The organism is Paenibacillus sp. T2-29 (assembly GCF_052921365.1).
The window spans coordinates 47,668-63,512 of the sequence record NZ_JBREVE010000004.1 but is presented as its reverse complement, the minus strand read 5'-3'; the positions used below and the strand labels follow the sequence as shown (position 1 = coordinate 63,512).

The following is a 15,845-nucleotide window of genomic DNA, read 5'->3' as shown; positions in this document are numbered from 1 at the left end:
GCCCAAAGCAATATCGGGTTGCAGGTCAAGATGCTGTTCTCTGTGAATATAGGAGGCTGGAACGAAACAGTATGAATCTTAAACAACAATGGTTCGGTAATATCCGGGCTGATATACTTGCGGGCATGACCGTGGCGCTGGCATTGATTCCGGAGGCGATTGCCTTCTCAATCATTGCAGGTGTCAACCCCATGGTCGGACTGTATGCCTCCATCTCGATGGCCATTGTCATTTCTTTTGCAGGCGGACGTCCGGCGATGATCTCGGCAGCAACCGGGGCTGTAGCTGTACTGGTTGTGGGTCTGGTCAAGGATTATGGCGTGGAATATTTATTTGCAGCTACTATTTTGGCTGGGATCATTCAGGTGCTGCTGGGTGTTTTGAAAATAGGTCGCTTTATAAGCTTTATTTCGCAGCCGGTCATGACCGGGTTTGTGAATGCGCTGGCGATCCTCGTCTTTATGGCGCAGCTCACCCACTTTCATGGAGCGAATTGGATCATGTACGCGATGGTAGCGGGAACATTGCTCATTGTGTATATTTTACCGAGGTTTGTGAAAAGCGTTCCCGCTCCATTGACAGCAATTATTATCATGACGATCATTACGTATGTATTTGGATTGAATGTCAAAACGGTAGGAGATATCGGTACGCTAACCAGCTCGCTGCCTTCATTCCATCTGCCGCAAATTGAGTGGTCGTGGCACACGTTGCGGATTTTGCTGCCGTATTCCTTTACGATGGCGCTAGTTGGACTGCTGGAATCACTGCTGACAGCCAGTATTTTGGATGAAATGACCGAAACGAAAAGCAATAAAAACCGGGAAGCCCGTGGGCAAGGGATTGCCAACTTTGTAAATGGCTTTTTTGGGGGCATGGGTGGCTGTGCTATGATTGGACAATCCGTCATTAATGTCAGCTCAGGCGGAAGAGGACGTCTATCCACTTTCACGGCTGGGGTGTTCTTGGCCTTTCTGCTGCTCGTGCTTGGTGGTGTTGTAAAGGAAGTGCCTATGGGCGCATTGGTGGGAGTCATGTTCATGGTGTGTATCGGAACCGTAGATTGGAAGTCACTCCGAAACATCGCCAAGGTACCCAAAGCAGATACGTTTATTATGGTAATCACGGTCATTATCGTGGTGGCTACGCATGATTTGTCCAAGGGTGTGATCGTAGGTGTACTGTTGAGTGCCCTGCATTTTGGCTGGAAAATGGCTAAAATCCGTATCAGTACGACTGAGGATCATGAAGCAAAGGTGTACCATGTCAGGGGGCCGATGTTTTTCGCCTCAACGACTCATTTTGTCGATCATTTTGAACCTTCGGATGATCCGGAGCGCGTTGTAGTCGACTTTAGCCATTCACATGTGTGGGATCACTCGGCGGTTACTGCCATTGGCAAGGTGCTGCAAAAATACAGAAACTCAGGTAAATCCATTATCCTGCAAGGGCTAAATGAGGAAAGCCGTTTAATTGTGGAGAAGCTCGGTGGTCCTGTAGTTACAGAGCCGATCATGTGATGAATCATATAGCATAAAGCAAAGTCTGAAATGGAACTTATCCATTTTGGGCTTTTTTTATTTATTTCTGAAAAAAAATAACGGTTTTCTTTCTTAATCATAGATAAATATGACAAATTTTCATCAAAGTATTGACGTAATAAATGGGCAGGAATACAATCATTGTTATTAAGCAAAGCAAATACATAGGAATAATTGAAAATTGAAAGGTATACGCATATGAACTTAGACTGGGAGTTTATTGTAGAAAGCTTGCCGCTGTATGGAGAAGCCATGTGGCTGACGTTGAAGATTGCCTTTTTTGCTATTCTGTTTTCACTAGTCGTTGGTTTGCTGTGCAGCATCGTGCTGTATTACAGGGTGAAAGGAATTAGCGGAATCATTGTAGCTTATATCGAGCTTTCCCGGAATACGCCGCTGCTTGTACAGTTATATTTTTTGTACTACGGCTTTACCAAAATAGGCCTGCATATGAGCGAAATGACATGTGCGGTTGTGGGTATGACCTTTTTGGGTGGTGGCTACATGGCTGAGGCGTTCCGCGGTGGAATTGAAGCCGTGAGTAAAACCCAAACGGAATCCGGGTTGAGCCTCGGACTGTCCAAGATACAACTGGCGAGATATGTTATTTTGCCGCAAGCATTTAGCATTAGTATTCCGTCCTTAGGAGCGAACGCGATCTTTCTACTCAAGGAGACCTCCATTGTGGGTGCCATTGCTTTATTGGATCTGATGAATGTGGCCAAAGACCTGATCGGCATGTACTACAAAACGACAGAATCGTTGATTCTGCTGGTATTGGCATATCTCGTGCTGCTTTTACCTTTGTCGATGCTGCTGACGTGGGTGGAAAGGAAGGTGCGATATGCTGAGTTCGGGGATTAATGTGCTGTTTGAGGGATCGAATTTCGAGCGTCTGTTAGGGGGATTGCTCGTTACACTGGAGATTGCATTAATTTCCATTATTATTGGTACGCTGCTAGGCATTCTGATGGGTCTGCTACGCACCTTAAAATCAAGACCGATTCGATTTGTGCTGAGATTCTATTTGGAGACATTCCGCATTATTCCGATTTTGGTATGGTTGTATGTCGTGTATTTTGGATTTACGCCTTTACTGAATGTGGATATCAGCGGAGAGTTGACGGCAGTAATCGTATTCAGTCTGTGGGGAGCAGCGGAAATTGGCGACATCGTACGAGGTGCATTGGAATCACTGCCCAAGCATCAAGTGGAATCCGGTCAGGCCTTGGGGCTGACCTATTGGCAATTATACCGTCATGTGCTTATTCCCCAGGCGGTGCGCCGCATGCTCCCGGGTTCTATTAATCTAGCGACACGGATGATCAAAACCACGTCACTTGTGGTGCTGATCGGTGTTGTGGAAGTGGTCAAGGTCGGGCAGCAGATTATTGAACTTGGTGTAATCAAGGCGCCTTCGGCATCCTTTTGGGTGTATGGTTTTATCTTTATATTGTATTTTCTTGTATGTTATCCGTTATCCAGACTTTCCAAAAGATTTGAACGCAGATGGCAAAATTAGCAGGATGGGGTGGTGTCATGGGAGAGGCTGTTGAGGTTTTATTGGAAATTCGAGGACTGGAAAAAAGCTTTGGCGACCGAAAAGTACTGCAGCAGATTAGTCTGGACGTAAGGAAAGGGGAAGTTGTGGTTATTCTCGGCCCTTCAGGATGTGGTAAAAGTACGCTCCTCCGATGTCTTAATGGTCTAGAGCCCGTCCAGGGGGGAGATATCCGTTACAGAGGACAGGATCTGACGGATACAAAAGTGAATTGGCGTGAGGTGCGGCAGCATATCGGAATGGTGTTCCAAAACTATGAGCTGTTTCCGCATATGACGGTCTTGGAAAATATATTGCTTGGTCCGCTTAAAGTTCAGCGGAGAAACAAGCAGGAGGCGCTTGCGCAAGCGGAGCAGCTATTGGAGCGAGTCGGTCTGCTGGACCGCAAGGATGCGTATCCACGACAATTATCAGGCGGGCAAAAGCAACGCATTGCAATTGTTCGCGCTCTGTGTATGAACCCTGAGATTATGCTTTTTGATGAGGTCACCGCATCTTTGGACCCGGAAATGGTCCGAGAGGTGCTGGATGTCATGCGAGAGCTGGCCCAACAGGGGATGACGATGATTATCGTGACGCATGAAATGGGATTCGCGAAGTCGGTAGGAGATCGTATTGTTTTTATGGATCAAGGACAGATATGTGAAATGACTACGCCACAGCAATTTTTTACCCAACCGGAAACAGAGCGTGCCCAGCACTTTCTGGATATATTTCAGTACGAAACGATATAAACAGGGGGATGAATACAGATGAGAAAAGGAATGAAGTTCACAACGTTATTACTGGTTTTGAGCTTGCTGCTCGTCGGTTTGGCAGGATGTGCAGGAGCTGGAAACACCAATGGTAGTTCGGGTTCGGCTAAATTCGCCTCAATTGAGGACATTAAAAAGAATGGCAAGATTAGAATCGGTGTTTTTGCGGATAAGCCGCCTTTTGGCTACGTGGATTCTGAAGGGAAGAATCAGGGCTTTGATGTGTATATCGCGAAACGATTTGCCAAAGATCTCTTGGGCGACGAGTCCAAGGTGGAATTCGTTCTGGTGGATGCCGCCAGCCGGGTTGCCTATTTGGAGTCGAACAAGGTAGATATCATCATGGCTAACTTTACTGTGACCGATGAGCGTAAAGAAAAAGTCGATTTTGCTAACCCGTATATGAAATTATCCTTTGGTATTGTGTCACCCGACAGCGCTCCAATCACCACGATCGACCAATTGAAGGGTTCGGATCAAAAGCTGATTGTTGCCAAGGGAACGACGGCTGAAACTTATTTCACAAAAAATTATCCTGACATCAAGCTGCTCAAATTCGATCAATACACCGAAATTTTCTCGGCTCTCAAAGACAAACGCGGTGCCGCCATTGCCAACGATAATACAGAGCTGATCGCTTGGGCCAAGGCCAATCCTGGCTTCACCGTAAGCATTCCAGCCTTCGGTGGCCAAGATACGATTGCCCCCGCAGTAGCGAAGGGAAATAAGGAACTGCTGGACTGGATTAACAACGAGCTGGCTACGTTGGGCAAGGAAAATTTTGTCCATAAAGCCTATAAGGACACACTGACCTCTGTTTACGGAGAAGGCTTTACGGATCAATTGGTTGTAGAGGGCGGAAAGGTGAATTAATCATCGTATAAGTTGCTATTAAGCATAAAGAAGCGTTGGGCTTGCTGTCCCAACGCTTCTTTAATTTGGGAAGAGGGAGCTTTGGCAACTTCTTATCAAGATAATACTTCCCCAAAATCTCTTGCATGCTCATAAATTTCATTATATAATTTTAAATGATTATGATTCTCATTATCATTTAAGTCTTTAGGCGCAGACTCCCAATATGAGCCTAAGTGAATAGGATGGTGCTTTACACATGGCTAAAACGGATGTGGCTACTGCCAGAAGACAGCTCAGCAGTCCGAACAAGGTAACGCGCAGACGGGCTTTGAGAACGATCAAAGCTGCGAAGCGCGCGAAGTAACAAGCTTCAAGTTAACTGCAAATGCAATACCAGTGTCAAAATTTTTAGTCTCCTCGTTTTGATATTGCACCTGCTTTCCTGATGGTGGTACACAGGAAGGCAGGTGCCCTTTTTTTATTTCTTTTGTGCAAATAACCATTCAATCATATCCTGATTTTGTAGAGCCGGAACCCAGGAGAAGTGTCCTGTAGGTTTGATAATCCCTGCTTCGTATTCAGTGAAGTGAATGAGGTTTCCGTTCTGTGCTTTAATGGCAGCGACCATTTCTTGAGAGTTCTTAGGACTTACTGTCGTATCGTCTGCAGCATGGAAGGCCCAAATCGGAACGTTTTTCAACACTTCAACGTGTGCAGGGTCAACAGGAGCATACATGTTCACAGCTTTTTCATAGTTGGTCAGACCGGCAATCGGCACGCCCGCAGCGAACAGATCAAGATTTTTTTCTAACAATCTCCATGTCCCCATGGCACCTTGAGAAATACCTACGATATAGATGCGGTTGGTGTCGATCGGATATTTCAAGGCCGTTTCACGTACCAAATCGGCAACAGCGCTGTTGCGTGGTTCATCTGCCCAAATAAATTTATGCTCCAAGTCAATTGGGCTTTGGGGAGCGATGACGAAGGATGGGTGTTTGGCTTGCTGCTCAGGGGAAGCCCAAGTGACAGCACCAGCATTTGCTAACAGGTTGACTCCATTTCCATCACCACGTTCGCCGTTTCCGTGTAGGAATACAACCAATGGGTAGGTTTTGCCAGGCTCTACTTTAGGTTCAAATGTAAAGTAGTTCAGTTTGAAGCCATCTTTATTTTCAAAGGTGTTTTTTTGGAAATCGTCTACAATGGGTGTCACTTTATCGGTTGCTTTTACAGTCTGTGTAGAAGCTGGAATGACTGTTTTCTTTGAAGTTGCAATATCTTTCTTTTGGCTAATGTAATAGTTCAATGGATTGATGCGGTTGACTGCGCTTGTGGAATCGTAAGTGAGAGTGCTTGCATTTTTGTCCTGTGTATCCAGCTCGATCACGACATATTTGCCATGAGTACTTCGGTTGGTGATGGCGCCGGTATCGTTGGTATATACGCCGGTCACGGTTCTGTCCGTGTATACATCATTGAGTACAGATTGAACCTGAAAGCTGGATGTGGACAGGGATGCTCCGTCAATATTGGTGCTGTATTTCAGTACAACGGCAGAAACAACCTCACCCAGAGGCTGTACCTGGGTAAGCAGGGTAGCCTGTGGTGCTGGAACATCGGCTGCTGCCGCGGCAGAACTGGAGGATGGATAAAAGATCGTAAGCAGGAGCACGAGAGATAGTAGAACAAGGGCGAAACGTCTTTTTTGCATAAGATAATCTCCTTTGGTGTTTATTTTTAAAGCGCTTACTATATGATCGGGATGCTTGACTGTATGCTATGGAACTCATACAAATCAAAAAAAGGCAAACTCCGGGTACACAAGTGTACTCGGGTTTTGCCTTTTCAGTAACAATCCCACTTGAAGAATAGCATCCTCCTTGGAATCTGACAAGTGAAAGCGCTACAATTTTGGATGTTTTTATAATATATATTTACCTTCGCAACGGGAGACTACTAAAATCTCTTGAGTGACTTGTGCTGAGCAATATGAAGATTGTGCTCATTGTTCTATAGCAGGAAACAAGAAAATAGAGCTTTTCAACGGGGATACGGTAGTATATAATCTCCTTAACTTAACACTGTTAACTTATATAACGACGTTAACAAGGGAGATGAAATCATGAACCAATATGATGTTATTGTCATTGGTGCCGGGCTGGGTGGATTGTCTTGTGCAGCCAGACTTTCTGCGTTGGGTTACCGGACAGCTGTGTTTGAAAGTCATACTTTGGCTGGCGGCTTTGCTACTGAATTCACAAGAAAGGGATATACCTTTGATGTCTCCTTGCACGGCGTCGGCGGACTCGAAGAAGGCAGCTTCGGCCGGCTGTTAAAGGACTGCCATGTGGACCAGCAAATCGTTCCTCTACGCAAAAAGCATCCTTACTCCATTCGCTGGGAAGGACAGACCATTGATATCCCATCTGATGTGCAGGAGTATACGCAGCTCCTCAAAGGCATGTTTCCTGCTGAGACAGCAGCCATTGACAAGCTTTTCGCAGGTATTCACCGTTTTGAGGCAGGCTTTTCTGCTTTTTCCTCCCTAACTTCCTGGCGTAAGATGGCGGGCCTGCTCAAAGCAGGCACCTTCTTCCGCTGGACGCAAATGACTACCTGGGAGGCTGTAAGCCAGTTTGGCTTGTCTGACCGATTCACGGAATTTTTCACCGCCCTATGGGCTTATTATGGTTTGCCCCCGAAGAGGCTTGCGGCCTTGTATTTTTTCATTCCTTGGATGGGCTATCATCTGGAGGGGACGTATTACATTCAGGGAGGTGCACAGGCCTTGTCCAATGCGCTGGTCGAAGCTATTCAATCAGCTGGAGGAGAAGTTCACCTACGCAGTCAGGTGTCTGAAATCATACTTAAACGCGGTAAAGCAGCTGGTGTACGTCTGAACAAAGGGGATGTATATAAAGCCAACTGGGTTGTGTCTGGTATCAGTCCTCATCATACCTATGGTCGTCTGCTGGAAAATCATCATGCCGCCCGTCGTGAGCTGGAGGCTGTCACCAAAATGGAGACTGGCACATCTCTTACTCAGCTATACCTAGGGCTATCATGCGAGCCTCGCGAGCTTGGGATCACCGAAGAAGACTTAATCCTATATAACGAGCCGGATTCGGAGACGGATTATGAAGTCATGATGAGCGGCCAGTATACGAAAGGCAACTGGATGCTCACAAATTATAACGCCATGGACCCTACACTCAATGAAGCGGGAAAGGGTGTCATCACCGTTACATTTTTGGACAGATTGGAGAACTGGCCTAGCGCACGTCCCGAATATAAAGCCAAAAAAGAAGCAGTAAAACAGCAGATACTGGAACGCCTTGAACAGCTATACCCTGGTTTTAGCAGTAAAGTGGTAGTGGCAGAGTTGGGCACACCACGCACAATGCAGCGGTATACCGCTAATCCCGGCGGGGCTGTTTACGGCTTTGCGCAAACGGTGCGGCAGTCCGGTATACACAGACTGAAGCACAAATCAGTAGTGAACCGTCTGTCATTGGTAGGGGCCTGGACACAGCCTGGGGGCGGGTTTCAAGGAGCTATGAACTCGGGTATAATGGAAGCTGATCGTATCGCCGCCAAATTGAGATAGGCAGAAAGGGCACGTATATCTATTCATGAAACATATCAAACGCCGAGAACGTGAAAGCAGTGAGATTCGCCGCAAAATCATTGAGGCCGCCCGATCGCTCTTCTTGAACCAAGGGTATGCCGAGGTCTCTATGCGTAAAATTGCGGATCAGATCGAATATTCACCAACGACTATTTATCATTATTTCTCCAATAAGGAAGCGGTTGTTCGTGAACTGCTGTTAGAAGGGAATGCTTTGTTCCTGAAGGCTCTTCAGCAGCGCGTGGATGAAGCACAGGCAGCCGGACTGAACGCTCTGGACACACTGAAAACAGTGTCCGATGCTTATGTCCGTTTTGGCATGGCTAATCCCGAATACTACAACATCCTGTTTATCAGCAACCTTGAATCTGTAAGCTCGGTTAGCCTTATAGACAGTGGGAGTTTTAAAGGGTTTGAGTTGCTTGAGGGCGGACTCAAAGTCGCTATGGAGGAAGGGGGCATCATTCAAGGGGATGAGCACCTGATGGCTAGATCCGTATGGAGTATGTTACACGGACTAACTTCTCTTCTCCTGAATTTTGAGCTTCCTATGGCCAAAGCAAATAATGAATTGATTTCATTTACTATAGATACTTTTTTTCGAGGATTAAGCCGCTGATGCAGCGGCTCATTTTTTTGTGCTCCCACCCCGTACAGGCAAGTCTGCATACGCCGGCTCCTGTGTTAACGAAGTTTCAAATCTGAAAGCTGCTCCAGCACGGCTTCAATGCGACGTTTATCTTTTTTGAGCATCACGAGTTGTAAAGAAGCATGAAGCAGGTTTGAGATGCTAGCCCAAACGTCTGCTTCTAGACCGGGCAGAAGATCGCGCTGAATCATGATATCCAGCGCCTCGGTTGCAATTTTCTGATGAAGCTCGTTACTGGATAGCCATTCAATCACCTGCTCAGCTGTAGGACGAGAGTAGGCGAAAAGTACTGCCCAGCCATCGACCGGATGATTGACCTTATCCCGCATCCAGTCAATGACCTGCGGTGAATGAAAATGCTGTAACTGCCCGCTAACGGTGTATCCTTCTAATTTGCCATCCTTTGCCGTATGCTGTATTAGATCATTGTAAACACTTGTCAATCCTTCTTGTTCGGGCAGGCAGCGGGCAGATAGATAAGCACGTGTCGAGACAAATGCTCTCTCAGCATGTATGTTATTTGAAGCGGATGAATTCCATGCTTGCGTGATATCCGTGTCCGGCTCCCATAAGGAGCGAACCCAGTCAGCAGCCCGAATACCTGCGGTCTCCCCAATAAAAAATGCCCATGTAGCGAATTGGGCCGGGTTACGCTGAATGCGCTGCTCCCAGGCAAGAAAAATATCCTTTGGATCATAGGCCTGAAAAGCCTGCAGTACAGCAGGATGATCTGCGCCATGCATGGTGGTGTAATGGATCAGTGTTTCCAGCGACCGGGCGGCATCCTCCAGCTTCATCGTACAGAACGTGTTCAACCAGCGCTGCCACAACTGCAGCGGTGGGCTGTCTAGTTGAATACCAAGCTCATCTGACACGTTAGACCAATCCCACAGCCATAACCCGTGTAAGGCAAGCATGGTTTCTATATAGGTAGGTAGACTTTCTGCGAGCAGCATGAACCGGTCCAACTCATGCTCATAACAGAACACTGCTGGCTCTGTTGCGGATGTCGCTCTATCAAGCAGGATCGGATCACCGGCACCGTTATAGTTTAAAATTAGATATCGTTGTTCGTCCGCTGCTGAGTCGGTGTTTTCTCCATAGGATGTAAAATAGCTTATATACTCATGATTCCAGCCAAATTCTCCTGTAATATCGTCAAGGATATTCGGTTTTTGTTTAAGGCCATTACTGCTTTCATATGAACAAGCCGGTTCATCGGCTACAATACAGTGTTGAGGGAGGCACCATAGCAAATGTAAGCTGCCACACCGCTTTATCAATTCAGACAGGGAGGCAGGCAAAGGGATTTGCAGCCGTTCCTCCAACTCAGTCAGTTCCTCTTCGGAAATCCCCTTCGTCCATTGGTATACCACGTCAGGCATCCCACCTTGTCTCAGGCGCTCAGCGATCCCTCCGAGCTTTTCTAAGATATGTGCAAAATGTACTGTCATTTGTATTCGTCCTCCTCTTACTCTACAACCTGGCAATGTTCTTTTTGCAGGAATGATAGAACTTCATCATGAAGTGCTATCGCTTTAGATTCATAAATGATCGCCACTTCGCGTCCATATGCATAATTGAAACGTACGTATCCGCCAAGAGACTGAAGAAAAGCCAAGCAGATATGCTCGTTTTCAATCCATAGATTTGAGTCAAAATGCTGTTTAAAACGCTGAGCCAATACCTGTATAGATGCTGGAGCTACTTGCAAGGCTTGATCGTTCGGATTGGCTGAACCGTAAGCTTCCGCCGTCTCCGGTGGATTAAATTGTAGAAATGTTGCAACTCTATCCAGACTGACAGGCTCGAAATAACGGGGGAATGGCTCTATTCTTCCGAATTCATCCCGTAGTATATGCTCTAGTGTATCTATAAATGGGGCTTGAACATCTAATGGCTTCATAGTAATGACCTCCGAATGTCGCGGTAGCCAAAGCAAGCCTTCGACCTGAGGATGCACCGCTAGAAAATCACCATCTATGGAGCTGCCGATGACCACGCACTCGCCCAGCTGTTGCGCGGTGATCGGACAGTTATCATCATGCGTCCACAGTTCGTAATCCGCATAGGATTGCAAAAGTTGAGGATCAGGTCGTTCAATCACCAGCAGGCCGCAATAGGTACCTGGCCCGTATTGGGTGAGAAATGAAGCATAGGGAATTGGTAAAGTTATGCCATAGGTATGTTGGAAATTTGTCAGTTCATCGGCAGCTACTGGCGTGTGTTGTGTGGAAACCCAATACATGTAGAATACACCTGCTTTCTGGCACTCTATCTATAGGGATGGAGTCCAAATGTAAATGAGAGATATGCTATAATCAGGAAATAAAATAGTTAAATATTAGTCTATCTCAATTATGTAAGAACTACAATTTGTGAGGGTATGAAAGGGGAGCACATCGTATGACATCGGGGGTACAGGCCTACATAGATTCAATTTTTGAGGAGATTGACCAGAGATACGCTTCTGAGCAAAAGCGCAACGCGGAATTCAAGACCAAAAGCGTCCTTCACGAAGGGATTCATGAATACTTAAAAGTTACCTGTAAGAGCGACGGGTTATGGGTGGATACCTACGAACCGTTTGATTGGGATCATCGTAGACCAGATATGGATATTTCTGGTTTTACGGAAGGGGTGACGCTCCAGCAGGTGCAGGATGAATGGATGCCTGTGTTCAAAGAACGGATAGCGGCCCTGTATAATTCAGAAGAATTTAGTCCTATGTTTTTTCGTTATCGGCTGGAATTTCATCTAGAGGTGGTCTTGGAGAATAAGGCCAGTCATTTTACATTCTCGCTGTTGAACGAAGATAAGCGGCAGCATCTGTTAGCCACTATCGAACAGTTTGTGGAGCAAAAGCTTGACCCTGCCAGTAAAGCTATCCCGAAGGAAGAGGACGATTTTTTCTTAGTAAGGCACTTGCTTGATCCTCATTTGTACCCTATAGACGCCCAGCGGGTGAATGAGCTGTTGAATCGAATGGATGCAAAAGTGCAGGTTAGCCGTAAGCGAGAAGAAGCATGGAGGCATCAGCTGAGCAGAGGCTTAATGCATTGGGCTGAAGATGAATTTTTGGCCAAATACGCAGATCGGGAAAAAAACTACGGGCTGGAGTATACGGTGAGGCCCGATATTCTTCCTTCAGATATTCCTGCCCCCGCCATGGAGATGTTCCTGCTCACCGCGATGCGTGTGGGTTCGACCGATGCCGATGCACGGCAGAGTTATTTGGAGATTGCTGCACAACTGGGTTCAAATCAGGCAGCCGAATGGCTTAAGAGTGGATCAGGCAGCATTCCAGCGTCATATACAAATGAGCGAGTCACCTGCCAAGCGAATGATATTTTGCAAACACTGGAGGTTCAGATTCGTTCTGAGGAAGAAGAGAGCTATAGAGAAGCACTCGTATATCTATGTGATATATTACGAAAAGGCTTTACTAAGGAATATGGGATGAAGTTCAAAAGCAAAGTGAAAAACTATCTACCCGTACCCAAGTTAGCCAAATCTGCATTACATCGTTTCTTTGCCAATGCACTTGAATACCCTTCGCTGTATCCGTTGCTGGCGGAATATGCCGAGACTGTGATGGAAGAATTCAAGTGGTACAACGATGTAGAGCCGGGGGAGAAGTCAGCAATGCCGGGAACCTATGCGGTGATGGGATTAGGACTTAAAGGAACGGAATATTTTCCGTTAGTGAGTCGTTATATGAAGCTAGTGGATAGTGAGCACCAGTCGGTGCAGGACGGTTACGCCGCTGTGTTTGTTGAGGCACATGGACTGACACCGGATACGATTCCCGTATGGGCGAGGATTCTTTTGGCAGGTAATGATTCTGCCAAACCTCTGAAATCGGCTGGCATTGAAAGTGCAGAACAGGCGAAGGCGCTAGTAGATGTACTTGAGAAGTTGGAAGACTACGAACAAGAGATGATCGTTTATCGTATATGGGGTGGTGCAAAGAAACTAAAAAACAGCCTGAAGCAGGCTGTCCCTGATGTAAAAGAGATACTGGAGACGCTTATTCCATAAAAGCATCGTATTCATGATCATATCGCAGTCCCTGCGCAATGCGTTGAACATCCGGCTCGCTTCCACTGCGGCGCAGTACTTCAATAACATCTGTACAGTCGCTATCTCTAGCCGAGATTGCACGTGGTGGTCTGACAGACGGCCTGGACCAGTGCTTCTAGGCTGTCAAAAGTTTGTATACTCATGTTTGGAATGCTCACCCTCAGACGCTTGTTTATGCTGTAGTTTTTGTAATATTTTCGAGATGGCCTGGCGATTTTTCGCATCCTTAATGTACTTTGGAATGGAATGGGAAGCCGTGCGCATCATACCGGATGTGGGTTTTTCCCGCAACTCGGCAGAGATATAGGAGAGCAAATAATTCAGGTGTATCCGGTTAAGAGCCCACACTGGTTTCCCACGATAGTAATCAAGGAAATACAGCTGGAGCTGGAAAATAGGATCTTTCCCATTTTGGATCACGTCCGTATGCCATTCACGTGACTGCATACGATGCACCGGAACTTGATTACGTGTCTCACAGTGCGGACAGTGTATATTCGTATTTTTATGAGTAACCGTTCGGTCATCATGGATTTCAATATTAAAATATCGCTCGCAATGGCTGCATACACCGCGTGCATAGAATTTATACGATTCTGGCTGCTGAAATGTGTAGTAACAATGAGAGCAGCGAACAACGTAATAACAGTCTTCTTTAGATCTGGAAATAAAAGCTTGGCCCTGACAGCGAGGACAGTGAACAGCTACCTGTTCTCCTCTCCGGATCACGGCGGCAAAGTCATATTTATATCCATATTCATCTTTGAAGCGTTTTTGCTCCATGTTCGTTCCTCCTTTGCGGAAAGAGCGTAAAAACGTACTTTTTATATATCATATGTTATAATATTCCTTAACAACAGAATGGCTTAGATGGGCGGTCGGCTAGTCTCCTGTAAAGGAGGTGAGGTCCTGATTCTTTCCTTCCATAAAAAGAAATAGACCGCCCGTGGTAGGAACCGGTCTATTTCGTATACCGTGAACTTGCAACCACCGCCCTTAAAAGCGGCTGTTGCCAAAGAGTGAGGATGTTGACGCATCTTCACTCTTTTTTAGAATATACATCTTATTCCCATTTTAACACTTGAAAATGGCCTTTTCAATGTGCCGAAGGGTGAAAAAGCGAATAGGATGTGCAAAAGGAGAGGGCGAGCATGAGCATTTTTACAGGGCTGCAACGTTCGCAGTTTCAGGCTTATTATGATGAAGAATTTCTTATAGAGCATCGTTTTGAAAATGGTAGGGGCTTTCCGCCTTCCTATATAGATTACGTCAAGACTCTTGGCTACGGGCGGTTATGTGGCGTATGGAACATCCATATTCCTCTCGGGGATCATCCGGATTCATGGCTTCATCGTTACCATGACTGGCGAGCCTGGTTTGATGATTTGCTGGAATCGGAGGAGGTCTTACAAGAAGCGGCGTTGGAGCCAGATGGTTTCCCGCAATTATTGGAGCATGCCGTTCCCTTCGCTTCCAGTGAAGAGGATGACCTGCTGGTCTGGGATATTCAATCGCCTGATAAACGGGGGGAATTCCCGATTTATGCTTTGAATCTGCGCACATGGGGCAACTTTCGGTATGCAGCCCCGGATTTGTATTGCTTCGTCGAAGCGCTGCTGGATAGAGAACGCGTAAAGTCGATTTTGGGAACACATCGTACACCATTCCCTTATACATTTGAACCCTTTTAAATCGTTAAAGAGCCACCCTGGTTTTCGAACTTTAAGGTGGCTCTTTAAGTTGCTATTCTTTTTGTTCTTTATGCTTGGGCTAAATATTGCTGTACCAGTTCATATCCAGCCACGCCCATTACAGGATATTGATTATATTCTTTTAGTTCCAGGTTGCGTACATATTCATCTCCGTAATACAGATGGCCCGCGCAATTAAAATATTTTAGCTGCTGTTGTTCCTCAGATAGAAGGCGATGATCGATAATGGGCCATACTCCCTTCGTCAGATTTTGGGTGGCGGTGAATATAACCTCGAACCTGCCCCGGTAATCTGTGAATGAGAGATATGTAGCTTCACCCTCGTACGCTTGATTCTGACCTATGGATAGAACACCAAAGGAGAACGCTTTTTTGAATCGACCATACAGTGCGCAGATCACCTGACATACCGCAAATCGGCCGTCATGCAGAGGGATAACAAAAATATCGCCTTCCTGATGTTTGATTCTCTTAAATACCATCGTCAGGCCAGCTCTTCCTGAAGGATCTCTGTTTTTAGACCTTTAGCGCTGGTAATTGTAATGCTAATCGCATCAAAACCGTTTCGCTTGGCCTCTTCAAAATCGCACCGTTCGCCGCTGATCAGCTCCAGCTGTCCGTTCTCGTCCACATCATCTGCAAACTCGTCATCCCAATCAACATTATAAAAAGCAGTCACGGTCACCTCAAAGGTATCCTCACCGTCATCGTCCAGATAAGGTAGCAGGGGAGTGCGATTGTTCTGCTGTTCTTCTGTATATACTTCACACAGTAGTGCATCGTAACCATGGCGAGTTCCATCAAAAATGACGATCTGCTCACCTGTGACTGCATCTTCTGCAATAATGAGCTGGGGCGCAAACTCTGTTACAGCGATCAACTCATCCATGAATTCTCCATAGTAAAAAATGTGGAATTTCGTATTTCCGGCCTGTGAACGGAGCTTACCTGTCCATTCTTGTTCAACCCATGCCTCCGGGTTTTCGGGTACAACCCAATCCTCCAAATAAGCAGGCCCTAATTTAGTATGCTGTGTTTCTGTCATTTATAGCGTCTTC

16 protein-coding genes are annotated in these 15,845 nt (G+C 46.2%); 10 read left to right on the top strand and 6 right to left on the bottom strand.

Annotated features, from left to right (window positions below; genetic code table 11):
• Positions 1-71 precede the first annotated feature (71 nt).
• The 6 genes from ACU1JV_RS13040 to ACU1JV_RS13015 all read left to right on the top strand — a co-directional run bounded on the left by ACU1JV_RS13040 (position 72) and on the right by ACU1JV_RS13015 (position 5,076).
• On the top strand, positions 72-1,520 hold the full coding sequence (locus ACU1JV_RS13040) for a SulP family inorganic anion transporter (protein ID WP_025677528.1): 1,449 nt from the start codon (positions 72-74) through the stop codon (positions 1,518-1,520).
• A gap of 219 nt (positions 1,521-1,739) precedes the next feature.
• Entirely contained in the window at positions 1,740-2,405 is a 666-nt protein-coding gene (locus ACU1JV_RS13035; protein WP_413987130.1) for an amino acid ABC transporter permease, read from the top strand.
• Entirely contained in the window at positions 2,386-3,063 is a 678-nt protein-coding gene (locus ACU1JV_RS13030; RefSeq protein ID WP_117288753.1) for an amino acid ABC transporter permease, read from the top strand. The genes ACU1JV_RS13035 and ACU1JV_RS13030 overlap by 20 nt, the downstream gene beginning before the upstream one ends.
• Positions 3,064-3,080: 17 nt before the next feature.
• The gene (locus tag ACU1JV_RS13025) at positions 3,081-3,836 is read left to right on the top strand and encodes an amino acid ABC transporter ATP-binding protein (protein ID WP_117288751.1); all 756 of its coding nucleotides are present in this window, start codon (positions 3,081-3,083) and stop codon (positions 3,834-3,836) included.
• 18 nt (positions 3,837-3,854) lie between these two features.
• Positions 3,855-4,730: a cysteine ABC transporter substrate-binding protein gene (locus tag ACU1JV_RS13020; RefSeq protein WP_305165807.1), complete on the top strand. Its 876-nt coding sequence runs from the start codon at positions 3,855-3,857 to the stop codon at positions 4,728-4,730.
• A 238-nt stretch (positions 4,731-4,968) separates the two neighbouring features.
• Entirely contained in the window at positions 4,969-5,076 is a 108-nt protein-coding gene (locus ACU1JV_RS13015; protein ID WP_016822819.1) for a putative metal homeostasis protein, read from the top strand.
• Positions 5,077-5,190: 114 nt separating this feature from the next.
• Here the strand turns inward: ACU1JV_RS13015 and ACU1JV_RS13010 are convergent, their stop codons facing one another.
• Entirely contained in the window at positions 5,191-6,426 is a 1,236-nt protein-coding gene (locus ACU1JV_RS13010; protein ID WP_413987129.1) for a peptidase, read from the bottom strand.
• Positions 6,427-6,837: 411 nt separating this feature from the next.
• Here ACU1JV_RS13010 and ACU1JV_RS13005 point away from each other — a divergent pair, with 411 nt between their 5' ends.
• Both ACU1JV_RS13005 and ACU1JV_RS13000 read left to right on the top strand, forming a co-directional pair.
• Positions 6,838-8,322 (top strand): phytoene desaturase family protein, encoded by a 1,485-nt coding sequence (locus tag ACU1JV_RS13005; RefSeq protein ID WP_413987128.1) that lies wholly within the window; start codon positions 6,838-6,840, stop codon positions 8,320-8,322.
• 25 nt (positions 8,323-8,347) lie between these two features.
• Positions 8,348-8,962 (top strand): TetR/AcrR family transcriptional regulator, encoded by a 615-nt coding sequence (locus tag ACU1JV_RS13000; RefSeq protein ID WP_013373502.1) that lies wholly within the window; start codon positions 8,348-8,350, stop codon positions 8,960-8,962.
• 65 nt (positions 8,963-9,027) lie between these two features.
• Here ACU1JV_RS13000 and ACU1JV_RS12995 read toward each other — a convergent pair whose 3' ends face one another.
• Together ACU1JV_RS12995 and ACU1JV_RS12990 are read right to left on the bottom strand one after the other, a co-directional pair.
• Positions 9,028-10,446, bottom strand: coding sequence for an SMI1/KNR4 family protein (locus ACU1JV_RS12995; RefSeq protein ID WP_413987127.1), 1,419 nt, complete (start codon positions 10,444-10,446; stop codon positions 9,028-9,030).
• Positions 10,447-10,463: 17 nt separating this feature from the next.
• Positions 10,464-11,240 carry an SMI1/KNR4 family protein gene (locus ACU1JV_RS12990; protein ID WP_413987126.1) on the bottom strand — a complete coding sequence of 259 codons (777 nt, stop codon included), beginning with the start codon at positions 11,238-11,240 and terminating at the stop codon, positions 10,464-10,466.
• Between the two features lie 158 nt (positions 11,241-11,398).
• Between ACU1JV_RS12990 and ACU1JV_RS12985 the strand changes: the two genes are divergently transcribed.
• Positions 11,399-13,033 carry a DUF6138 family protein gene (locus ACU1JV_RS12985; RefSeq protein WP_413987125.1) on the top strand — a complete coding sequence of 545 codons (1,635 nt, stop codon included), beginning with the start codon at positions 11,399-11,401 and terminating at the stop codon, positions 13,031-13,033.
• Positions 13,034-13,198: 165 nt separating this feature from the next.
• Here the strand turns inward: ACU1JV_RS12985 and ACU1JV_RS12980 are convergent, their stop codons facing one another.
• Positions 13,199-13,858, bottom strand: coding sequence for a hypothetical protein (locus tag ACU1JV_RS12980; RefSeq protein ID WP_413987124.1), 660 nt, complete (start codon positions 13,856-13,858; stop codon positions 13,199-13,201).
• 368 nt (positions 13,859-14,226) lie between these two features.
• On the opposite strand from ACU1JV_RS12980, the gene ACU1JV_RS12975 reads away from it, so the two are divergent.
• Entirely contained in the window at positions 14,227-14,766 is a 540-nt protein-coding gene (locus ACU1JV_RS12975; RefSeq protein WP_165079776.1) for a hypothetical protein, read from the top strand.
• A gap of 68 nt (positions 14,767-14,834) precedes the next feature.
• Here the strand turns inward: ACU1JV_RS12975 and ACU1JV_RS12970 are convergent, their stop codons facing one another.
• Positions 14,835-15,269: an immunity 26/phosphotriesterase HocA family protein gene (locus ACU1JV_RS12970; protein WP_013373496.1), complete on the bottom strand. Its 435-nt coding sequence runs from the start codon at positions 15,267-15,269 to the stop codon at positions 14,835-14,837.
• A gap of 2 nt (positions 15,270-15,271) precedes the next feature.
• Complete coding sequence (locus ACU1JV_RS12965) at positions 15,272-15,832, bottom strand: hypothetical protein (protein WP_013373495.1); 561 nt, start codon at positions 15,830-15,832, stop codon at positions 15,272-15,274.
• Positions 15,833-15,845 lie beyond the last annotated feature (13 nt).

What these genes read in the sequence shown, in the direction of transcription:
- ACU1JV_RS13015 (WP_016822819.1), top strand. Translation starts at nt 4,969, where the DNA reads ATGGCTAAAACGGATGTGGCTACTGCCAGAAGACAGCTCAGCAGTCCG.
- ACU1JV_RS13005 (WP_413987128.1), top strand. Translation starts at nt 6,838, where the DNA reads ATGAACCAATATGATGTTATTGTCATTGGTGCCGGGCTGGGTGGATTG.
- ACU1JV_RS13040 (WP_025677528.1), top strand. Translation starts at nt 72, where the DNA reads ATGAATCTTAAACAACAATGGTTCGGTAATATCCGGGCTGATATACTT.
- ACU1JV_RS13010 (WP_413987129.1), bottom strand. Translation starts at nt 6,426, where the DNA reads ATGCAAAAAAGACGTTTCGCCCTTGTTCTACTATCTCTCGTGCTCCTG.
- ACU1JV_RS13035 (WP_413987130.1), top strand. Translation starts at nt 1,740, where the DNA reads ATGAACTTAGACTGGGAGTTTATTGTAGAAAGCTTGCCGCTGTATGGA.
- ACU1JV_RS12970 (WP_013373496.1), bottom strand. Translation starts at nt 15,269, where the DNA reads ATGGTATTTAAGAGAATCAAACATCAGGAAGGCGATATTTTTGTTATC.
- ACU1JV_RS13025 (WP_117288751.1), top strand. Translation starts at nt 3,081, where the DNA reads ATGGGAGAGGCTGTTGAGGTTTTATTGGAAATTCGAGGACTGGAAAAA.
- ACU1JV_RS13000 (WP_013373502.1), top strand. Translation starts at nt 8,348, where the DNA reads ATGAAACATATCAAACGCCGAGAACGTGAAAGCAGTGAGATTCGCCGC.
- ACU1JV_RS12985 (WP_413987125.1), top strand. Translation starts at nt 11,399, where the DNA reads ATGACATCGGGGGTACAGGCCTACATAGATTCAATTTTTGAGGAGATT.
- ACU1JV_RS13020 (WP_305165807.1), top strand. Translation starts at nt 3,855, where the DNA reads ATGAGAAAAGGAATGAAGTTCACAACGTTATTACTGGTTTTGAGCTTG.
- ACU1JV_RS12975 (WP_165079776.1), top strand. Translation starts at nt 14,227, where the DNA reads ATGAGCATTTTTACAGGGCTGCAACGTTCGCAGTTTCAGGCTTATTAT.
- ACU1JV_RS12980 (WP_413987124.1), bottom strand. Translation starts at nt 13,858, where the DNA reads ATGGAGCAAAAACGCTTCAAAGATGAATATGGATATAAATATGACTTT.
- ACU1JV_RS12995 (WP_413987127.1), bottom strand. Translation starts at nt 10,446, where the DNA reads ATGACAGTACATTTTGCACATATCTTAGAAAAGCTCGGAGGGATCGCT.
- ACU1JV_RS13030 (WP_117288753.1), top strand. Translation starts at nt 2,386, where the DNA reads ATGCTGAGTTCGGGGATTAATGTGCTGTTTGAGGGATCGAATTTCGAG.
- ACU1JV_RS12990 (WP_413987126.1), bottom strand. Translation starts at nt 11,240, where the DNA reads ATGTATTGGGTTTCCACACAACACACGCCAGTAGCTGCCGATGAACTG.
- ACU1JV_RS12965 (WP_013373495.1), bottom strand. Translation starts at nt 15,832, where the DNA reads ATGACAGAAACACAGCATACTAAATTAGGGCCTGCTTATTTGGAGGAT.